This window comes from Caulobacter sp. S45 (assembly GCF_009765965.1).
Taxonomy (GTDB): Bacteria; Pseudomonadota; Alphaproteobacteria; order Caulobacterales; family Caulobacteraceae; genus CAHJWH01.
The window spans coordinates 206249-223176 of the sequence record NZ_LMUL01000017.1 but is presented as its reverse complement, the minus strand read 5'-3'; the positions used below and the strand labels follow the sequence as shown (position 1 = coordinate 223176).

Sequence of the window (16928 nt, the reverse complement as noted above, 5' to 3'; positions counted from 1 at the left end):
GGCTGACCATGACCCGCCACATCGCCCTTTCCCTGCTCGCCACCGCCGCCACGCTGTCGCTCGGCGCCTGCGTGGTCGGACCGAACTATCAGGGGCCGCCGCATGCCGCGCCGGTCGCGGAACAGGCCCAGGCCTTCCATCGCGCCCCTGTGGCGAAGGCCGACACCGCACCGCCCGCCGCCCGCTGGTGGGAGGCGCTGGACGATCCCGAACTCGACCGCCTGATCGACGCTGCCCTGGCCGACAGCCCCGACGTCCACGCCGCCCAGGCTCGCCTGCGCCAGGCCCGCTCCGTGCTCAGCCAGCAGAAGCGCAACGAACTGCCCACCGCGTCGGGCACGGCGATCTATCTGCGGACCCACATCCCAGACACCGGCCTGGGCGGAAACAACAGCGCGACGGCTGGCCAGACGCTGGGTTCAGGCGGCGACCTGAACTTCTATGACGCCGGCTTCGACGCCACCTGGGAACTGGACCTGTTCGGCGGGACGCGCCGGGCGATCCAGGCGGCCCGGGCGCAGACGCAGATGTCGCAAGCGGAACTGGAAGACCTGCACGTCTCCCTCGCCGCCGAGGTGGCCCAGGCCTATGTCGGCCTGCGCGACCAGCAGCGACGGCTGGACCTGTCGGACCAGTCCGCCGAGCTGGAAAGCCGCGAACTCACCCTGACCGAGGAGCGTCGCCGGCGCGGCGTGGTCTCCGACGCCGAGATCGAGCGCCTGCGCACCCAGGTCGAGACCACCCGTGGGACGCTGATCCCGCTCAAGGCCCAGATCGAGGCCAGCCTGGACCAGCTCGCCGTGCTGACCGGCCGCGAACCCGGCGCCCTGGATCAGGAACTGAGCGCCGCCCAACCGATCCCGGAACTTCCGGCCATGGTCGCGGTGGGCGATCCCGGCGCCCTGATCCGCCGCCGGCCCGACATCCGCCAGGCGGAGCGCGCGCTCGCGGCCTCCAACGCCCAGATCGGCGAGCAGGTGGCCAACCTGTTCCCCAAGATCAATCTGCTGGGCGATATCGGCTGGGGCTCCACCGACATCGGCCACCTGTTCGACGGCGGCAGCTTCACCCCGGTGGTCGCCCCGGTGCTGCAGTGGAACATCCTCGACTTCGGCCGCACCCGCGCCAAGATCGCCCAGGCCGAGGCTGGCCGCGACGAGGCGGCGGCGAAATTCCAGGGCGCGGTGCTTTCGGCGCTGCAGGACGCGGAGACCTCGTTGTCCCGCTTCGGCCGCCAGCGCGACAACGTGGTCAGCCTGGAACGGGTGAAGGCCTCGGCGGACCGTTCGGCCGTCCTGACCCTGCAGCGCTACCAGGCCGGGACGGCCAGCCTGATCGACCAGCTCGACACCGAACGCAACCGCCTCTCGGCCGAGCAGAACCTCGCCGCCGCCCGTGCGCAGCTGGTGGCGGACTACGTCTCGCTGCAGAAGAGCCTGGGACTGGGGTGGAGCGCGCCGGTCGCTAAGGGATAGGCGCGCGATCCTTCTCCCCTTGCCGGAGAAGGAAGGGGCCCGCGTGTCGATAGACAGGCGGGAAGGTTGAGGGGTCTTGCTGTGATATGCGGCTAGCGTCCGTCGACCCCTCACCCTCCGGGCTATGCCGGGCCCCTCCCTCTCCCGCCAGGGAGAGGGGTTTCGCTAATTCCTGAAGCTCGGGTCGATCCGGTCCAGCTTGCGCAGCAGGGCCGGCCACGCCAGCGCCTCCGACAGCTTGCGCATGCCGCCGCCCGAGGTCTGCTCTGCGACCTTCTCGGCCACGCCCTGGGGCGGGTTGTGCAGGTTCTCACGGCCGGCCGAGAGCATGTGCACCTGGGCCTGGCAGGCGCGCTCCAGGAAGTACATGCGCACGAAGGCCGCCGGGATCGACGCGCCGACCGTCAGAGTGCCGTGGTTGCGCAGCAGCATGGCGTTCTTGGACCCCAGGTCCGCCACCAGCCGCTCGCGCTCCGCCAGGTCGGTGGCGATGCCCTCGTACTCGTGGAAGGCCAGGTCGTGGCGCGTGGCCATCGCGGTCTGGGTCATCGGCAGCAGCCCCTCGCTCATGGCCGAGACCGCCTGGCCGAAGGGGGTGTGCAGGTGGACCACCGCCTGGGCGTCCTCGCGCGCCATGTGGATGGCGGAGTGGATGGTGAAGCCCGCGGCGTTGACCATGTAGGGCGTCTCGCCGACCGGCTGGCCCTCCACGTCGATCTTCACCAGCGACGAGGCGGTGATCTCCTCGAACATCAACTGGTAGGGGTTGATCAGGAAATGGTGCTCGGGACCCGGAACCCGCGCCGACAGATGGGTGAAGATCAGATCGTCCCACCCGTACAGGGCGACCAGGCGGAAGGCGGCGGCGAGATCGACCCGCGTTCGCCATTCCTCGGTGGACATCTGTTCGTGAGCGACCGCCTGCAGCATGACCTCTCCTCCCGTTATGTCTTGTTTCCCCCAGGTGTAATCCCGTCTTCGGGTTTGTTCACGCCGAATCCTGCGTGCGGGCCTGAGCCCAGCCCGGCGAAGGTCTCGTTCAGGTAGGCGATCAGGGGACGCTGGCCGCCGTCCGCACTCCATTCCTCGGCTGCAAGCCGCAGCGCGCCGATGGCGAGCATGGCGGTGAGCCGAAGGTCGCGGCGGCGCTCGGGGTTGGGCCAACGCGCGATCAAGTGGGCGAACAGCGCCTGTTCCTTGCGCTCGTAATTGCCCTGCTTGCGGGCGCGGAGCCCCTCGGTGGAGCGCAGCAGCCGGTCGATACCCATGGCCTGATCGGTCTCGTATCGGCAGACCACCTTGGACAGGCCGTCCCGCACGGTCTCGAGCGGCGTGCGGCCCTCCGGCTCATCCGCAATCGCGACAAAGAAGGCGGTCTCAGCCTCGCTCTCCCACGCCAGCAGGATGTCTTCCTTGGAGTCGAAATAGTGGAAGAAGGTCCGCCGCGAGATGTCGGCCGCCGCCGCGATCGCATCCAGGGTGACGGCCTCGAAGCCATGCGCGAGGAACAGGCTCAACCCGGCCTCGGCGATGCGGTGGCGCGTTTCCCGCCGCTTGCGGGCGCGTAGGCCTTCGGGCGCTCCAGTTTCATCGGTCTGAACGGTCGTCACCCCGTCAGCATGGCAAACAACGACACGCCTTGCAATATTGCACTAAGTGCATATAACTTCCGCCACTCTCACGACGATAGGCGCGCGCGATGGCCGACTGGACCTTTTCCGACATTCCCTCCCAGCGAGGCCGCTCGGCCGTCGTGACCGGAACCGGGGGGCTGGGCTATGAGACGGCGCTGGCCCTGGCGAGGGCTGGGGGCGAGGTGATCCTGGCGGGACGCAATCCCAAGAAGGGCGCCGCCTCGCTGGCCCGGATCGAGGCGCTGGTCCCAGCGGCGGATATCCGGTTCGAGCCGCTGGACCTGGCCAGCCTGGCGTCGGTCAAGGCGTTCGGTGAGCGCATGCTAGGGCGGCGCGACAGCCTCGATGTCCTGATCAACAACGCCGGCGTGATGACGCCGCCCAAGCGCGAAACCACCTCGGACGGGTTCGAGCTTCAGTTCGGCGTCAACTATCTCGGTCACTTCGCCCTGACCGCACATCTGCTGCCGCTGCTGCGCAAGGGTCGCGATCCGCGCGTGGTCAACCTCAGCAGCCTCGCCCACCGCAGCGGGACCATCCAGTTCGACGACCTGCAGGCGGAGCGACGTTTCAGCCCCTGGCGGACCTACCAACAATCCAAGCTAGCCATGCTGATGTTCGCGCTGGAACTCCAGCGCCGCAGCGACGCCCAGGGATGGGGACTGATGAGCAACGCCGCCCATCCAGGCTATGCGCGCACCGACCTGATGGCCAACGGCCCAGGCCCCAATAGCCCCCTGGTCATGCTCGGCGCCCTGCTTCGGCCGCTCAGCCAGTCGGCCGCCGAGGGCGCCTTGCCGACCCTGTTCGCGGCCACCTCGCCCGCCGCCGTCAAGGGCGGTTATTACGGTCCGGGCGGATTCTACGAGATGAAGGGCCCGCCCAAGCCCGCCAAGATCATGCCCCAGGCGAAGGACCCGAAGGTCGCTGCGCGCCTTTGGGAGGTGTCGGAGAAACTGACGGGGACGACGTTCGGGGGCGTGTAGGCGTTTCTCTCCACCGTTCCATTTCAACCGTTCATCCCCGCCTTCGCGGGAACGAGCGGATGATGGGGGATGGCGTCGTGCTCAAACCGCCTCGGTCGCCATCCTCCGAGCCCCCATGAACTCGGTCGCATACATGCCGAACGCCAGGGCGCAGAACACCAGGCCCAGCGCGACCGCGCCAGCCCAACCGGCCCAGGCGTAGACGGCGCCGCCCACCCCGGACCCGATCGCCCCGCCGATGAAGAACAGCGCCACGTACAAGCCGTTCAGACGGCTTCGGGCGTGGGCGGCGAGGCTGTAGATCTCGCGCTGGCCCAGCACCTGGCAGGTCTGCACACCGAGGTCCAGCAACAGGCCCGCGCCCACCAGGGCCCACAGCCCAAGTCCGCCGCCGCGCCCGAACCAGCACAGCACGAAGCACAGGGCCGCCGCCACAAAGGCCGCTCCGGTCGCCGGCCGGGTCCAGCCCCGGTCGGCCATCCGCCCCGCCACCGGCGCGATCAGCGCGCCTGTCGCGCCGGCCAGGGCGAACAGGGCGATTTGGGTCTGGCTCAACCGGTAGACCGGGCCTGAGAGCAGCAGCGGCGCGGTGGTCCAGAACAGGCTGAAGGCCCCGAACATGCAGCCCTGGTAGAAGGCCCGCCGGCGCAGGATCGGCGTCTCCACCAGCAGCGCGCCCATCGAGGCGATCAGCTGAGGATAGGTATGGTCGCTTTCCGGCTGGCGCTTGGGCAGGATGCGCGCGATCGCCGCCGACAGGATCAGCATCACCACCGCCGAGGCGAAGAACACCGCCCGCCAGCCGAAATGATCCGCGATCAGGCTGGAGGCGGGGCGCGACAACAGGATGCCGGCGATCAGGCCGCTCATCACGTCGCCCACCACCCGCCCGCGCGCCTCGGGCGGGGCGAAATGGGCGGCGACCGGCACCAGCATCTGCGCCGCCACCGACCCCAACCCCACCAGCAGCGAGGCCGCCAGGAACAGCCCGGCCGAGGGCGAGATCGCCGCCAGTCCCAGCGCCACCGCTCCGCATAGCGCGGTCACTACGATCAACCGGCGGTTCTCCACCAGATCGCCCAGCGGCACCACGAAGGCGAGGCCGAGCCCGTATCCAGCCTGGGTCAGGGTCACGACCAGCCCGGTGGCGGCCTTGCTCATGCCCAGCGCCTGGCTGATCGGCCCCGCCAGCGGCTGGCCGTAATAGAGGTTGGCGACCGACAGCCCGCAGGCCAGCGCCATGAAGACGATCAGGCCACGGGACAGCGGCTGGGGAACAGTGGACATGCGTATCGCCTAGGCCGGGATCACCCGCGCCGCCTTCAGCGCGTCGAACAGCTCGAAGAAGGCCTTGTCGGTGGCCTGGTGGTCGAGGAAGCCGGCCTCGCGGCTTTTGCTCATGTCGGTGACCACCTCCAGCGGCCGGCCGAGGTCGGCGTCGGTGTGCCAGGCCGAGACCAGGCGCGAGATATCCGGCTCGACCAGGCCATGCTTGGCGGCGATGTCGGCCCAGACGGCGGCGTCGCCGGCCATCTGGGTCTCCAGCGGGGCGGGCTCGGCCGGGAAGTCCGCCGGCTCCAAGCCGAAATAGCGGGCCAGTTCGCTCCACATCCACTTCCAGCGGAAGACGTCGCCGTCGACGATGTTGAAGGCCTGGTTGCGCGCATTGGGGCTGGTCGCCGCCCACTCCAGCTGGCGGGCCAGCAGGCGGGCGTCGGTCATGTCGGTCAGGCCGTTCCACTGCACCGCCGAGCCCGGGAAGACGAACGGCCGGCCGGTCTCGCGGCAGATCGAGGCGTAGACCGCCAGGGTCACGCCCATGTTCATGGCGTTGCCGAGCGCGAAGCCGATGATGGTGTGCGGCCGGTGGATGCTCCAGGAAAAGCCGCGCTCGGCCGAGGCCGCGAACACCTCGTCCTCCTGGGCGTAGTAGAAGTTGTCGATCGGCAGGCGCGGCATGCTCTCGCGGAACGGCGTGATCAGGTCCTTGCCCTTGCCGTAGGATTCGAACGGCCCGAGGTAGTGCTTCAACCCCGTGACCAGCGCCACGTGCTCCAGCGCACCGCCCCGCGGCAGGGCCTGGAGCAGGTTGCGCACCATCGCCCCGTTCACCCGACAGTTCTCCGCCTCGGTGGGCTGGCGCAACCAGGTGGCGAAGAAGACATGGGTCGGGTCGAGCCCCGTCAGCGGCGCCTTGACGCCTTCGGCATCGGTCAGATCGGCGGCGAGAGGCTGTAGCCCCGGCAGGTCGGTCTGCGGACGGCGCGCCAGGCCATGCACCTTCCAGCCCTGCTCCAGCAGCCGCCGCGCCAGATTGGAGCCGACGATGCCGGTCGAGCCGACGACCAGGGCCGTGCGCTGCATGGGTAAGCCTTTTGGGGAACGGAACTCTGGCAACAGATAGGGTGGAAAGTCCGGTCGGCTAGATCAGCCCCGCCAGCGGCGAGGACGGATCGGCGTAGCGCTTCTTCGGCATGCGCCCCGCCAGATAGGCGTCACGGCCGGCGAGCACCGCATGCTTCATCGCCCGGCCCATCAGCACGGGGTCCTTGGCCTCGGCGATAGCGCTGTTCATCAGCACGCCCGCACAGCCCAGTTCCATGGCGATGGCGGCGTCCGAAGCCGTGCCCACACCGGCGTCGACGACCACCGGCACCTTGGTCTGCTCGACGATCAGGCGGATGTTGACCCGGTTCTGAATGCCCAGGCCCGAGCCGATCGGCGCGCCCAGCGGCATGATGGCGGCGGCGCCGGCCTCCTCCAGCTTACGGCAATAGACCGGGTCGTCGGAGCAGTAGACCATCACCTGGAAGCCCTCGGCGACCAGCATCTTCAGCGCCCGCAGGGTCTCTTCCATATCGGGATACAGGTGCTTGGGGTCGCTCAGCACCTCCAGCTTGACCAAGTCCCAGCCGCCGGCCTCGCGCGCCAGCCGCAGCGTGCGCACCGCATCCTCGCCGGTGAAGCAGCCGGCGGTGTTGGGCAGGTAGGTGAAGCGGTCGGGCTTCACATAGTCGACCAGCATGGGCTGGGACGGATCGGACAGGTTCACCCGGCGCACAGCCACGGTGACGATCTCGGCGCCCGCGGCCTCGGCGGCGGCGGCGTTCACCGCGTAGTCCCTGTACTTGCCGGTGCCGATGATCAGGCGCGAGCGGAAGGTGCGTCCCGCCACCGTCCAGACGTCCTCGGACTCAGTCGCCAGGGTCGTGACAGGCGCGTTCATCAGCCGCCTCCGATAAAATGGACGATCTCGATGCGGTCGCCGTCGCAGAGCACAGTGGCCAGATATTGCGAGCGAGGCACGATTTCCAGGTTGCGCTCGACTGCGACCTTGCGCCCGTCCAGTCCGAGTTCGCCGACGAGGGCCGCCACGGTCGACGCCCGCTCCAGGTCGCGGGCCTCTCCATTGATCACCAGCTTCATGACGATATCGGCCTCGCGGGTCGCGGACCCGATGGCCGCGACCTCCTATACCAGCGCCGTGCTTGTGACCGCAGGCGCCGGCCTATACAAGTCCCCGCTTCGAGTCGTTCGGCGAGACGGATGTCAAAGCCCATCTACGTGCTCAACGGCCCCAGCCTGAACCTGCTGGGCGTCCGCGAGCCCCATATCTATGGGACCACCACCCTGGACCAGGTCAAAGCCATGTGCGAGGCCCGTGCGGCCACGCACGGGACGACGGTGGTGTTCCGCCAGTCCAACCACGAGGGCCAACTCGTGGACTGGATTCACGAGGCCCGCGCCGATGCCTCGGTCATCGTCATCAACCCGGCCGCCTATGGCCACACCTCCATCGCCCTGCTCGACGCACTGAAGGCCGCCGAGCTGCCGGTGATCGAGCTTCACCTGTCCAATCCCGCCGCGCGGGACGACTTTCGCCGTCACAGTTACGTTTCCAGGGTCGCCACAGGCATGATCACGGGCTTCGGGGCAGCGGGCTATGAGCTCGCCGTCGACGCCGCCGTCCGCCTCGTCACGGCCCAAGCATAGGAATCCACATGGCCTCCGACACTCCTCCCGCCGACAAGCCGAAAGCGGCCGGCGATCCCATCGACACCCGCCTGGTCCGTCGCCTGGCCGACATCCTGAAGGACACCGATCTCAGCGAGATCGAGGTGGAGCGGGGCGATCTGAAGATCCGCGTCGCCCGCCTGGCCCCCGTCGCCGCCCCGACCCAGGTCTACACCACGGCGCCCACGCCCATCGCCGCCCCGGCCGCGCCCGTGGCGACAGCCGCCGCCGCGCCCGAGCCCATGGGCGAGACCCTGCGCGGCGATCAGGTGAAGTCGCCTATGGTCGGCACTGTCTACCTGCAGCCCCAGCCCGGCGCGAAGGCCTTCGTCCAGGTTGGCGACAAGGTGAACGCGGGCCAGACCCTGCTGATCATCGAAGCCATGAAGACCATGAACCCGGTCCCCGCGCCGCGCGCCGGCGTCGTGCTCCGGGTGTTGATCGAGGACGGCCAGCCGGTGGAGTTCGGCGAACCCCTGATCGTCATCGAATAGCCCGATGTTCGAGAAGATCCTGATCGCCAACCGGGGCGAGATCGCGCTTCGCATCCACCGCGCCTGCAAGGAGATGGGCATCGCCACCGTGGCGGTCCATTCCGAGGCCGACCGCAGCGCCATGCACGTGCGCCTGGCCGACGAGAGCGTCTGCATCGGCCCGGCCCCGGCCGCGCGCAGCTATCTGAACATCCCCTCCATCATCGCCGCCTGCGAGATCACCGGCGCCCAGGCCGTGCACCCCGGCTACGGCTTCCTGTCGGAGAACGCCCGCTTCGCCGAGATCGTCGAGGCCCACGGCTTCACCTTCATCGGCCCCAAGCCCGAGCATATCCGGGTCATGGGCGACAAGATCAGCGCCAAGAAGACGGTCAAGGAAGCCGGCATCCCCGTGGTGCCGGGCTCCGAGGGCGGCGTTTCCACCGTCGAGGAAGCGGTCGCGGCGGCCGAGCAGATCGGCTTTCCCGTCCTGATCAAGGCCGCCGCCGGCGGCGGCGGGCGGGGCATGAAGGTGGCCAAGGACCTGGACAGCCTGGCCGAGGCGGTCGCCACCGCCCAAGCCGAGGCGGCCGCCGCCTTCGGCGACGGCACCGTCTACATGGAGCGCTACCTCCAGAAGCCGCGCCATATCGAGCTGCAGGTGATCGCCGACAGCCACGGCAATGTCTGCCACCTGGGCGAACGCGACTGCTCGCTGCAGCGCCGCCACCAGAAGGTGCTGGAGGAAGCCCCCTCGCCCGCCATCGACGCCGCCACCCGCGCCAAGATCGGGGCCGTCGTCGTCGATGCGGTGCGTCGGATCGGCTATCTGGGCGTCGGCACCATCGAGTTCCTGTACGAGGACGGCGAGTTCTTCTTCATCGAGATGAACACCCGCCTGCAGGTCGAGCACCCGGTCACCGAGGCCATCACCGGCATCGACCTGGTGCGCGAGCAGATCCGCATCGCCGCCGGCCTGCCCCTGTCGTTCCGCCAGGAAGACATCCTGTTTGAGGGCCACTCCATCGAGTGCCGCATCAATGCGGAGAACCCCCGCACCTTCATCCCCTCGCCGGGCAAGGTCACCGACTTCCATGCGCCGGGCGGGCTGGGCGTGCGGCTGGATTCGGCGATGTACGCCGGCTATTCGATCCCGCCCTACTACGACAGCCTGATCGGCAAGCTGATCGTGCACGGCCGCGACCGCGAGGAAGCCATCGCCCGGATGAACCGCTCGCTGGGCGAGATGGTGGTCGGCGGGGTGGAGACCACCATCCCTCTGTTCCAGGACCTGCTGCTGGAGAAGGACATCGCCGCCGGCGACTACCACATCCACTGGCTCGAACAGTGGATGGCCAAACAGGGCTGAGGCGGCTTCATGCTCCCCTGCGCAGCGGGGGAGAATGAGTTCTATTCGCCCCACATCTCCAGCGTCCGCCGCACCGCCGGGCGCGCCTTCACCCGCTCGAAGTGAGCCAGGATGTTGGCCGGCGCCGCGACCTCGGCCACCGCGATCCAGCGCTCGGCGTAGAACAGGGCGCTGTCGGCGATGGTGAACAGCTCGCCCGCCAGATAGGGCCGCTCGCCCAGCGCCTCGCCCAGCAGGGCCAGCCCCTTGCCGGCGATCTCGCGCCCGCGCGCCTGGGCCGCCGCCTTGGCCGTCTCGTCGTGGGCGGCGGCGGGATCGAAGCGGGCCGGGCGGAAGAAGCGGGTGAAGCCCTGGGCGTGCACCGTGCCGACCAGATAGTCGGTCGCCTCCAGCACCCGCGCCTGCGCCTCGGCGTCGTCCGGCCACAGCCCCGCCTCGGGATAGGTCCGGGCGAGCCACAGGGCGATGGCGGCGTATTCGGTCAGCACGCTCCTGTCGTCGCGCACCAGGGCCGGCACCTTGCCCTTGGGGTTCACCTGCGGAAACCCGCCGCGCAGGTTCGCCTCATCGCGCATGTCCACCTGTTCGAGCGTGTAAGGCGCGCCGATCTCCTCCAGCAGCACGTGGATGCCGATGGCGCAGGTGCGGGGGGCCCAGTAGAGCTTCATGGACTTGGCCCTCTCAGACGTTCGGCGAGATATGACGGCCGACGTCCATGCTGTCATGAAGCAGGCGAATAACTCGCACGCGTTCAAGATCGAAGGTGAAAATGGCGAGGTGGCGTGGCCGCGAGATACGGTCTTGTGCAGCAGGCCGCAGGCGGCTGTGACGAAGATGATAAAGATTCAGCTCCAGGCCATCGATCTCGACCGTTTGGACACCTGGCCGCGTCGGATCGGCTCTGATGTCTTCGTAGGCGGCCAAGATCAGGCTGCCGTAGCGGCCACGAACGATCGGTCCGAAGGAACGGCGGCTTTCCCTCAGCGCTGCAGCGGCGTCCAGGCGAGCGGCCGGCGCAATGACCAGTCGCCTCACTGGAATTCTGCCTCGACCTCCGCCTGAAGTTCATCCAGCCACGCGCCGATATCCTCGACCTCGATCCCTTCCCCGCGCTCCAGCTGGTCCAGCCCGACCTGGACGGCAGCGCGCAACCGGGCGAGGCGCGCGGCGTCGGTGTCTGTGCGGGTCTTGAGCAGACGCAATCCGGCGCGCACGACCTCGCTGGCGTTCTGGAAGTCGCCCGAAGCGACCCGCTCCTCGACGAAATGGTCGAGCCCTTCGGTAAGGTTCACATTGCGCGTCGCCATGGGCCAACCCTAGATCCATTGGCAATCTTTGCCAACCACCTCGAAGTTCCACCCTACTTCCGCCGCCCCTTCCGGAACTGCTCCGCCGCCTCCGCCCGCGCCTCGGCCCGCAGTTGCTTGGGCGCGTTCCGGTCCACCGCTTCGCCCGCAGGCGTCAGGACCTCGTTGGCGAATTCCAGGTCGAGCATCTTCAGGCGTTTCAGCTCGTCGCGCAGGCGGGCGGCCTCCTCGAACTCCAGGTTGGCGGCGGCGTTGCGCATCCGCGTTTCCAGGTCCTTCAGCGTGACCTGGAAGTTGGAGCCCAGGAACGGTTTGCCCGCGGATTCGGCCACGCCGGCCGGGATGGTGACGCGGTCGGCCTTCTCGTAGGGGCTGTCGAGGATGTCGGCGATGCCGCGCTTGACGCTCTCGGGCGTGATGCCGTGCTCGAGGTTGAAGGCGGTCTGGCGTTCGCGGCGGCGCGTGGTCTCGGCCATGGCCCGCTCCATCGAGCCGGTGATGCGGTCGGCGTAGAGGATCACCCGTCCGTCGATGTTGCGCGCCGCCCGGCCGATGGTCTGCACCAGCGAGGTCTCGGAGCGCAGGAAGCCCTCCTTGTCGGCGTCCAGGATGGCGACCAGTCCGCACTCCGGGATGTCCAGCCCCTCGCGCAGCAGGTTGATGCCGATCAGCACGTCGAAGGCGCCCAGCCGCAGGTCGCGGATGATCTCGATCCGCTCCACCGTGTCGACGTCGGAATGCAGGTAGCGCACCCGCACGCCCTGCTCGTGCATGTACTCGGTCAGGTCCTCGGCCATCTTCTTGGTCAGGGTGGTGACCAGCGAGCGATAGCCGATGCGGGCCACGTCCTTCACCTCGGCGATGACGTCGTCGACCTGGGAAAAGCCGTCCTTGGACACCGGCCGCACCTCGACCGGAGGGTCGATCAGGCCGGTGGGGCGGATCACCTGCTCGACGAACACGCCGCCGGTCTTCTCCATCTCCCATGGGCCGGGGGTGGCGGAGACATGGACGGTCTGGGGCCGCATCGCCTCCCACTCCTCGAACTTGAGCGGGCGGTTGTCCATGCAGGACGGCAGGCGGAAGCCGTACTCGGCCAGGGTGAACTTGCGGCGGTAGTCGCCCCGGTACATGCCGCCGATCTGGGGCACGGTGACGTGGCTCTCGTCGGTGAACAGCAGGGCGTCCTGGGGCAGATATTCGAAGAAGGTCGGCGGCGGCTCACCCGGCTGGCGGCCGGTCAGCCAGCGGGAATAGTTCTCGATCCCGGCGCAGGAGCCGGTGGCCTCCATCATCTCCAGGTCGAAGCGGGTGCGCTGTTCCAGCCGCTGGGCCTCCAGCAGCTTGCCGTTCTCGGTGAACCACTTCACCCGCGCCTCCATCTCGGCCCGGATGCCGTCCATCGACTGCTTCAGGGTGCGGCGCGGCGTGACGTAGTGGCTGTTGGCGTAGATCTTGATCGACGGCAGCTCGGCGGTCTTCTTGCCGGTCAGGGGGTCGAACTCGGTGATCGACTCCACCTCCTCGCCGAACAGCGAAATGCGCCAGGCGCGGTCCTCGTAGTGGGCGGGGAAGATCTCGATGCTGTCGCCGCGGCGGCGGAAAGTCCCGCGCACGAACGAAGCGTCGTTACGCTTGTACTGCAGCGCCACCAGGTCGGCCATCAGCCGCTTCTCGTCCACCACCTCGCCGAGCTGCAGCTCGAAGGTCATGGCGGTGTAGGTCTCCACCGACCCGATACCGTAGATGCAGGAGACCGAGGCGACCACGATCACGTCGTCGCGCTCCAGGATCGCACGGGTGGCCGAGTGGCGCATCCGGTCGATCTGCTCGTTCAGCGAGCTGTCCTTCTCGATGTATGTATCGGTACGCGGAACGTAAGCTTCCGGTTGATAATAATCGTAGTAGGAGACGAAGTACTCCACCGCGTTGTCGGGGAAGAAGGACTTGAACTCGCCGTAAAGCTGGGCGGCCAGGGTCTTGTTGGGGGCCAGGATCAGGGCGGGACGCTGGGTGGCCTCGATGATCTTGGCCATGGTGAAGGTCTTGCCGCTGCCGGTGACGCCGAGCAGCACCTGGTCCGGCTCTTGCTCGCTAATCCCGTCCACCAGTTCGGCGATGGCGCGCGGCTGGTCGCCGGCGGGCTCGTAGTCGCTGACCAGCTTGAACCGGCGACCACCTTCGGACTTGGCCGGACGCGCCGGCTTATGGGGCGCCCAGGCGACGGCGACGCTGGGAGGCACGTCGGTCGCCGGATGGTCGAACACGAACTTGGCGGAGGCCTCCGCCACGCCACCACCCCCGCCCGATTGCGCGAACGGCGTCGGGTCGAGCGGCGCGGGGGCGGGCTTCGAGCGCGAGGCGGCGGGCTTGGCGGAACGGGGCATGAACGTGAAGGTAGGGAGGGAAGGCGCACGAGGCTAGTGCCGGCCCGCCCCTCGGGCCGCATTCGCTTCAATTCGCCGGATTGTTGGATGGCGAGGCGTCGCACTATGCTCGATCCACATGCCCATAGCTTCGACCAAGCCCTCCCCGCTGTCCGGGGTCTTCGCCGGCTTCCTGGCCCGCAAGGCCGAGGCGCGCCATACCGCGCGGGTCGTGGTCGCCGTGCTGATCGCCTATGCGGCCTATGCCGTGTTCGCCCTACCGCAGGGCTACTGGGCGGTGTTCACCACCCTGATCATCATGCAGGCCAGCATCGGCGGCACCGTCGGCGCGGCGATCGATCGGATGTACGGCACGCTGCTGGGCGCAGCGGTAGGCGGCCTGGCGGCGTGGCTGCGTCCCCAGACGGGGTTCGGGCTCGGCGCGGCCTTGGTGATCGCCAGCGCGCTGACCGCCTACATCGCCATGATGCGACCGAACATGAAGGTGGCTCCGGTGACGGCGGCCATCATGCTCCTGACCTCGGCCGGCCGGCTCGGGCCGCTGCACGCGGCGGCCTACCGGGTGGTCGAGATCGGCCTGGGCAGCATCATCGGGGTGGCGGCGACGCTGCTGGTGTTCCCGGCGCGCTCGCGGACGGCGGTGGCGGAACGCGCGGCCAAGGTGCTGCGGATGCTGGGAGAACTGCTCGCCCACTACGCCGAATGGCTGGCGACGGCCCAGGTCGAACCGGCCGAAGAGATGCACGCCCTGCACGACCGCATCCGCGCCGGCATCGCCGGGGTGGAGGCGGCGGTCGCCGACACCGAGCGCGAACGGGCGGCGCGGCTGGGCTACCATCACCTGTCCCCGGCGACGCCGCGCACGCTGTGGCGCATCCGCAGCGAGGCGGTGGCGATGGGCCGGGCGCTGCGGACACCTTGGCCGCCGGCGATCCGGGCCCAACTCGCCGAGCCGGGCCGGCGGATGTTGCAGGCCGAGATGGCGATGCTGGCGGCCTGCATGACCGCCGTCACCGAGCAGGCCGCCGTGGTCCAGCCACCGATGTTCGCCGCCAGCCACGACGAGTTCCAAGACGCCGTCGCCGCCCTACGCCGCGAGCGGCTGACGCGGGACCTGACCTTCGACGCGGTGGGGGCGGTGTTCAGCTTCGCCTTCGCCCTGGAAAGCCTCTACGAAAACCTCGGCGATCTGGCCGACCGGATCGACGAGAGCGTGCTGGAACGTCCCGTCGGCGTGATGAACCGCTTGCGGACCACGCTCAGGCTGCAGGCGCCGGACTGATCAGGCGGACATCAGCCTTCGCGCACGCGCCAGACGCTCGACTCCACGATCCAGGGTCTCGTCGCGCTTGGCGAAGCACAGCCGCACCAGCCCCGTCTCAGGCGCCTCCTCGTAGAAGGCCGAGACCGGGATCGCCGCCACGCCGGCCACCTCCACCGCGCGCAGGCAGAAGCTGCGATCGTCCAGCGTGACGCCCGAGGCCCGCAGATCGACGTTGAGGAAGTAGGTCCCAGCGCTCGGCAACGTCACGAAGCCGGCGTCCTTCAGGCCGCTCGCCAGCCGGTCGCGCGACCGGGCGAAGTCGTGGCGCATCTCGTCCAGGGCGCCGTCAGGACGGTTCAGGCCGTAGGCGACGGCGGCCTGGAGGTTTGGCGCCACGGTGAAGGTCAGGAACTGGTGCGCGCGCGCCAGCACGGCGGTGATCTCGGGCGATGAGATGGTCCAGCCGACCTTCCATCCGGTCAGCGAGAAGATCTTGCCGGCCGAGCCGATCTTCACCGTCCGCTCCGCCATGCCCGGCAGCGCCATCAGCGGCGTGTGGACGCGGCCGTCGAACACCACGTGCTCCCAGACCTCGTCGCACACCGCGATGCAGTCGAACCGGCGGCAGCAGTCCGCCAGCAGTTCGAGCTCCGCCTTCGACGAGACCACGGCGGCGGGGTTGTGCGGGGTGTTGAGCACCACCAGTCGGGTCTTTGGGCTAAACACCCGATCCAGAGCTTCCCCGGTGATGCGCCATTCCGGAGGTTGCAGGGTGACGAAACGGGGAACGCCGCCGGCGCGTCGCACCATCGGCTCGTAGCTGTCGTAGAGCGGCTGGAACAACACCACCTCGTCGCCGGGCGAGATCAGCGCCAGGAAGGCGGCGGCCAGGGCCTCGGTCGCCCCGGCGGTGACGATCACCTGCTCCGGCGTCAGCGTCAGGCCCTGGACGCGCCCGTAATGGTCGGCCAAGGCCTGGCGTAACGCAGGCGTCCCCAGCATCGGCGGATACTGGTTCGGTCCGTCGAGCGTGGCCTGGGCGGCGGCGGCGCGTACATCGTCGGGCCCCTCGGATTCGGGAAAGCCCTGGCCCAGGTTCACTGCGCCATGCTGGCGCGCCAGGCCGGACATCAGCTCGAAGATCGTCGTCGGCAGGCCGGCGAACAGCGGATTGGCGTGGAGCGTCATGGGCGGGCGATCCGGTTAAGGCTATGGCCTCGACGACGGCCGCCCGGAGGCGCCATGGTCCGGCGGTTCGTCAGGGTCGGTATCTAGGCCCCCACCGTCAAGCGAGTGTTCATGGCCACAGGCGCCGAAAGTCTACGCGTGCTCCTGGTCGGCGGAGGGATCGGCGGCCTGACGGCGGCCATCGCCCTCGCCCGCCGGGGCGCACGGCCGGTGGTGCTGGAGCAGGCCGACGCCTTCGCCGAGGTAGGCGCAGGACTGCAGCTCGCGCCGAACGCCACCCGCCGTCTGTTCGGGCTGGGACTGGAGTGTGAAATCCGCGAGATCGGCTTCATGCCGGAACAGGTCGACATCCGCGACAGCGCCGATAGCCGCCTGTTGCTGACCACTCCGCTCGGCGCGGCGGCGGAGCGCCGGTGGCGGGCGCCATATCTCCAGGTGCATCGCGCCGACCTGCAGGCCGTGCTGCTCAACGCCGCCCAAGCCTTGGGGGTGGAGATCAGAACCGACGCACGCGTGCAATCGGTCGAACAGCACGCCGCTGGCGTAAGCGCCGATCTTTCCAGCGGCGAAGTGGAAGGCGACGTGCTGATCGGCTGCGACGGCGTGCACTCGGGGGTGCGCAGCCAGATGTTCGGCCAGAGCCCCGCGCGCTTCACCGGTCAGGTGGCGTGGCGGGGACTGGTCTCCGCAGATCGTCTGAGACCCGGTCTCATTCCACCCCGCGCGCAGGTCTGGACCGGGAACGGCCGGCATTTTCTGCATTACCTGGTGCGTGACGGCGCCCTGGTGAACTTCGTCGGTGTGGTGGATGGACAGGCCTGGAGCCAGGAG

Annotated in this window: 18 protein-coding genes; 7 read left to right on the top strand and 11 right to left on the bottom strand. The window is 68.9% G+C overall.

Annotation, left to right across the window (positions count from 1 at the left end):
* Positions 1–8: 8 nt before the first annotated feature.
* A complete protein-coding gene (locus GSQ87_RS20830) occupies positions 9–1475 on the top strand; it encodes an efflux transporter outer membrane subunit (RefSeq protein ID WP_158918352.1) in 1467 nt (488 codons plus the stop codon).
* Between the two features lie 165 nt (positions 1476–1640).
* Here the strand turns inward: GSQ87_RS20830 and GSQ87_RS20825 are convergent, their stop codons facing one another.
* Together GSQ87_RS20825 and GSQ87_RS20820 are read right to left on the bottom strand one after the other, a co-directional pair.
* Positions 1641–2405: a class II aldolase/adducin family protein gene (locus tag GSQ87_RS20825; protein ID WP_254063185.1), complete on the bottom strand. Its 765-nt coding sequence runs from the start codon at positions 2403–2405 to the stop codon at positions 1641–1643.
* A 14-nt stretch (positions 2406–2419) separates the two neighbouring features.
* Complete coding sequence (locus GSQ87_RS20820) at positions 2420–3085, bottom strand: TetR/AcrR family transcriptional regulator (RefSeq protein ID WP_158918350.1); 666 nt, start codon at positions 3083–3085, stop codon at positions 2420–2422.
* A gap of 89 nt (positions 3086–3174) precedes the next feature.
* Here GSQ87_RS20820 and GSQ87_RS20815 point away from each other — a divergent pair, with 89 nt between their 5' ends.
* Positions 3175–4095, top strand: a complete 921-nt coding sequence (locus tag GSQ87_RS20815) for an SDR family oxidoreductase (RefSeq protein WP_158918348.1) — start codon at positions 3175–3177, stop codon at positions 4093–4095.
* An 81-nt stretch (positions 4096–4176) separates the two neighbouring features.
* Here GSQ87_RS20815 and GSQ87_RS20810 read toward each other — a convergent pair whose 3' ends face one another.
* From GSQ87_RS20810 to thiS, 4 genes are read right to left on the bottom strand one after another with little or no spacing between them, the layout of a single operon-like run.
* Entirely contained in the window at positions 4177–5382 is a 1206-nt protein-coding gene (locus GSQ87_RS20810) for an MFS transporter (protein WP_158918346.1), read from the bottom strand.
* 9 nt (positions 5383–5391) lie between these two features.
* Entirely contained in the window at positions 5392–6459 is a 1068-nt protein-coding gene (locus GSQ87_RS20805) for an SDR family oxidoreductase (RefSeq protein ID WP_158918344.1), read from the bottom strand.
* Positions 6460–6517: 58 nt separating this feature from the next.
* Positions 6518–7321, bottom strand: coding sequence for a thiazole synthase (locus GSQ87_RS20800; protein ID WP_158918342.1), 804 nt, complete (start codon positions 7319–7321; stop codon positions 6518–6520).
* Positions 7321–7521, bottom strand: coding sequence for a sulfur carrier protein ThiS (gene thiS / locus GSQ87_RS20795; RefSeq protein WP_158918340.1), 201 nt, complete (start codon positions 7519–7521; stop codon positions 7321–7323). The genes GSQ87_RS20800 and thiS overlap by 1 nt, the downstream gene beginning before the upstream one ends.
* 120 nt (positions 7522–7641) lie before the next feature.
* On the opposite strand from thiS, the gene aroQ reads away from it, so the two are divergent.
* From aroQ to accC, 3 genes are read left to right on the top strand one after another with little or no spacing between them, the layout of a single operon-like run.
* Positions 7642–8088 (top strand): type II 3-dehydroquinate dehydratase, encoded by a 447-nt coding sequence (aroQ, locus tag GSQ87_RS20790; RefSeq protein ID WP_158918338.1) that lies wholly within the window; start codon positions 7642–7644, stop codon positions 8086–8088.
* 8 nt (positions 8089–8096) lie between these two features.
* Positions 8097–8603: an acetyl-CoA carboxylase biotin carboxyl carrier protein gene (gene accB, locus GSQ87_RS20785; protein ID WP_158918336.1), complete on the top strand. Its 507-nt coding sequence runs from the start codon at positions 8097–8099 to the stop codon at positions 8601–8603.
* A 4-nt stretch (positions 8604–8607) separates the two neighbouring features.
* Complete coding sequence (gene accC / locus GSQ87_RS20780) at positions 8608–9951, top strand: acetyl-CoA carboxylase biotin carboxylase subunit (RefSeq protein ID WP_158918334.1); 1344 nt, start codon at positions 8608–8610, stop codon at positions 9949–9951.
* A 41-nt stretch (positions 9952–9992) separates the two neighbouring features.
* Here the strand turns inward: accC and GSQ87_RS20775 are convergent, their stop codons facing one another.
* From GSQ87_RS20775 to uvrB, 4 genes are read right to left on the bottom strand one after another with little or no spacing between them, the layout of a single operon-like run.
* Positions 9993–10619: a glutathione S-transferase family protein gene (locus tag GSQ87_RS20775; RefSeq protein WP_158918332.1), complete on the bottom strand. Its 627-nt coding sequence runs from the start codon at positions 10617–10619 to the stop codon at positions 9993–9995.
* 13 nt (positions 10620–10632) lie between these two features.
* The gene (locus GSQ87_RS20770; protein WP_158918330.1) at positions 10633–10986 is read right to left on the bottom strand and encodes a hypothetical protein; all 354 of its coding nucleotides are present in this window, start codon (positions 10984–10986) and stop codon (positions 10633–10635) included.
* On the bottom strand, positions 10983–11258 hold the full coding sequence (locus tag GSQ87_RS20765; RefSeq protein WP_158918328.1) for a type II toxin-antitoxin system ParD family antitoxin: 276 nt from the start codon (positions 11256–11258) through the stop codon (positions 10983–10985). Before GSQ87_RS20765 ends, GSQ87_RS20770 begins: the two co-directional genes overlap by 4 nt.
* A 53-nt stretch (positions 11259–11311) precedes the next feature.
* Positions 11312–13645: an excinuclease ABC subunit UvrB gene (uvrB, locus tag GSQ87_RS20760; RefSeq protein WP_158918326.1), complete on the bottom strand. Its 2334-nt coding sequence runs from the start codon at positions 13643–13645 to the stop codon at positions 11312–11314.
* A gap of 118 nt (positions 13646–13763) precedes the next feature.
* Between uvrB and GSQ87_RS20755 the strand changes: the two genes are divergently transcribed.
* On the top strand, positions 13764–14927 hold the full coding sequence (locus GSQ87_RS20755) for an FUSC family protein (protein WP_158918324.1): 1164 nt from the start codon (positions 13764–13766) through the stop codon (positions 14925–14927).
* Here GSQ87_RS20755 and GSQ87_RS20750 read toward each other — a convergent pair whose 3' ends face one another.
* Complete coding sequence (locus GSQ87_RS20750; RefSeq protein ID WP_158918322.1) at positions 14928–16097, bottom strand: aminotransferase; 1170 nt, start codon at positions 16095–16097, stop codon at positions 14928–14930.
* Between the two features lie 111 nt (positions 16098–16208).
* Here GSQ87_RS20750 and GSQ87_RS20745 point away from each other — a divergent pair.
* The coding region (locus tag GSQ87_RS20745; protein WP_158918320.1) for an FAD-dependent monooxygenase at positions 16209–16928 on the top strand (720 nt) is incomplete at its 3' end.

What these genes read in the sequence shown, in the direction of transcription:
- GSQ87_RS20825 (WP_254063185.1), bottom strand. Translation starts at nt 2,405, where the DNA reads ATGCTGCAGGCGGTCGCTCACGAACAGATGTCCACCGAGGAATGGCGA.
- accB (WP_158918336.1), top strand. Translation starts at nt 8,097, where the DNA reads ATGGCCTCCGACACTCCTCCCGCCGACAAGCCGAAAGCGGCCGGCGAT.
- GSQ87_RS20765 (WP_158918328.1), bottom strand. Translation starts at nt 11,258, where the DNA reads ATGGCGACGCGCAATGTGAACCTTACCGAAGGGCTCGACCATTTCGTC.
- GSQ87_RS20800 (WP_158918342.1), bottom strand. Translation starts at nt 7,321, where the DNA reads ATGAACGCGCCTGTCACGACCCTGGCGACTGAGTCCGAGGACGTCTGG.
- GSQ87_RS20815 (WP_158918348.1), top strand. Translation starts at nt 3,175, where the DNA reads ATGGCCGACTGGACCTTTTCCGACATTCCCTCCCAGCGAGGCCGCTCG.
- GSQ87_RS20805 (WP_158918344.1), bottom strand. Translation starts at nt 6,459, where the DNA reads ATGCAGCGCACGGCCCTGGTCGTCGGCTCGACCGGCATCGTCGGCTCC.
- accC (WP_158918334.1), top strand. Translation starts at nt 8,608, where the DNA reads ATGTTCGAGAAGATCCTGATCGCCAACCGGGGCGAGATCGCGCTTCGC.
- GSQ87_RS20755 (WP_158918324.1), top strand. Translation starts at nt 13,764, where the DNA reads ATGCCCATAGCTTCGACCAAGCCCTCCCCGCTGTCCGGGGTCTTCGCC.
- GSQ87_RS20810 (WP_158918346.1), bottom strand. Translation starts at nt 5,382, where the DNA reads ATGTCCACTGTTCCCCAGCCGCTGTCCCGTGGCCTGATCGTCTTCATG.
- GSQ87_RS20830 (WP_158918352.1), top strand. Translation starts at nt 9, where the DNA reads ATGACCCGCCACATCGCCCTTTCCCTGCTCGCCACCGCCGCCACGCTG.
- thiS (WP_158918340.1), bottom strand. Translation starts at nt 7,521, where the DNA reads ATGAAGCTGGTGATCAATGGAGAGGCCCGCGACCTGGAGCGGGCGTCG.
- aroQ (WP_158918338.1), top strand. Translation starts at nt 7,642, where the DNA reads ATGTCAAAGCCCATCTACGTGCTCAACGGCCCCAGCCTGAACCTGCTG.
- GSQ87_RS20775 (WP_158918332.1), bottom strand. Translation starts at nt 10,619, where the DNA reads ATGAAGCTCTACTGGGCCCCCCGCACCTGCGCCATCGGCATCCACGTG.
- GSQ87_RS20750 (WP_158918322.1), bottom strand. Translation starts at nt 16,097, where the DNA reads ATGACGCTCCACGCCAATCCGCTGTTCGCCGGCCTGCCGACGACGATC.
- uvrB (WP_158918326.1), bottom strand. Translation starts at nt 13,645, where the DNA reads ATGCCCCGTTCCGCCAAGCCCGCCGCCTCGCGCTCGAAGCCCGCCCCC.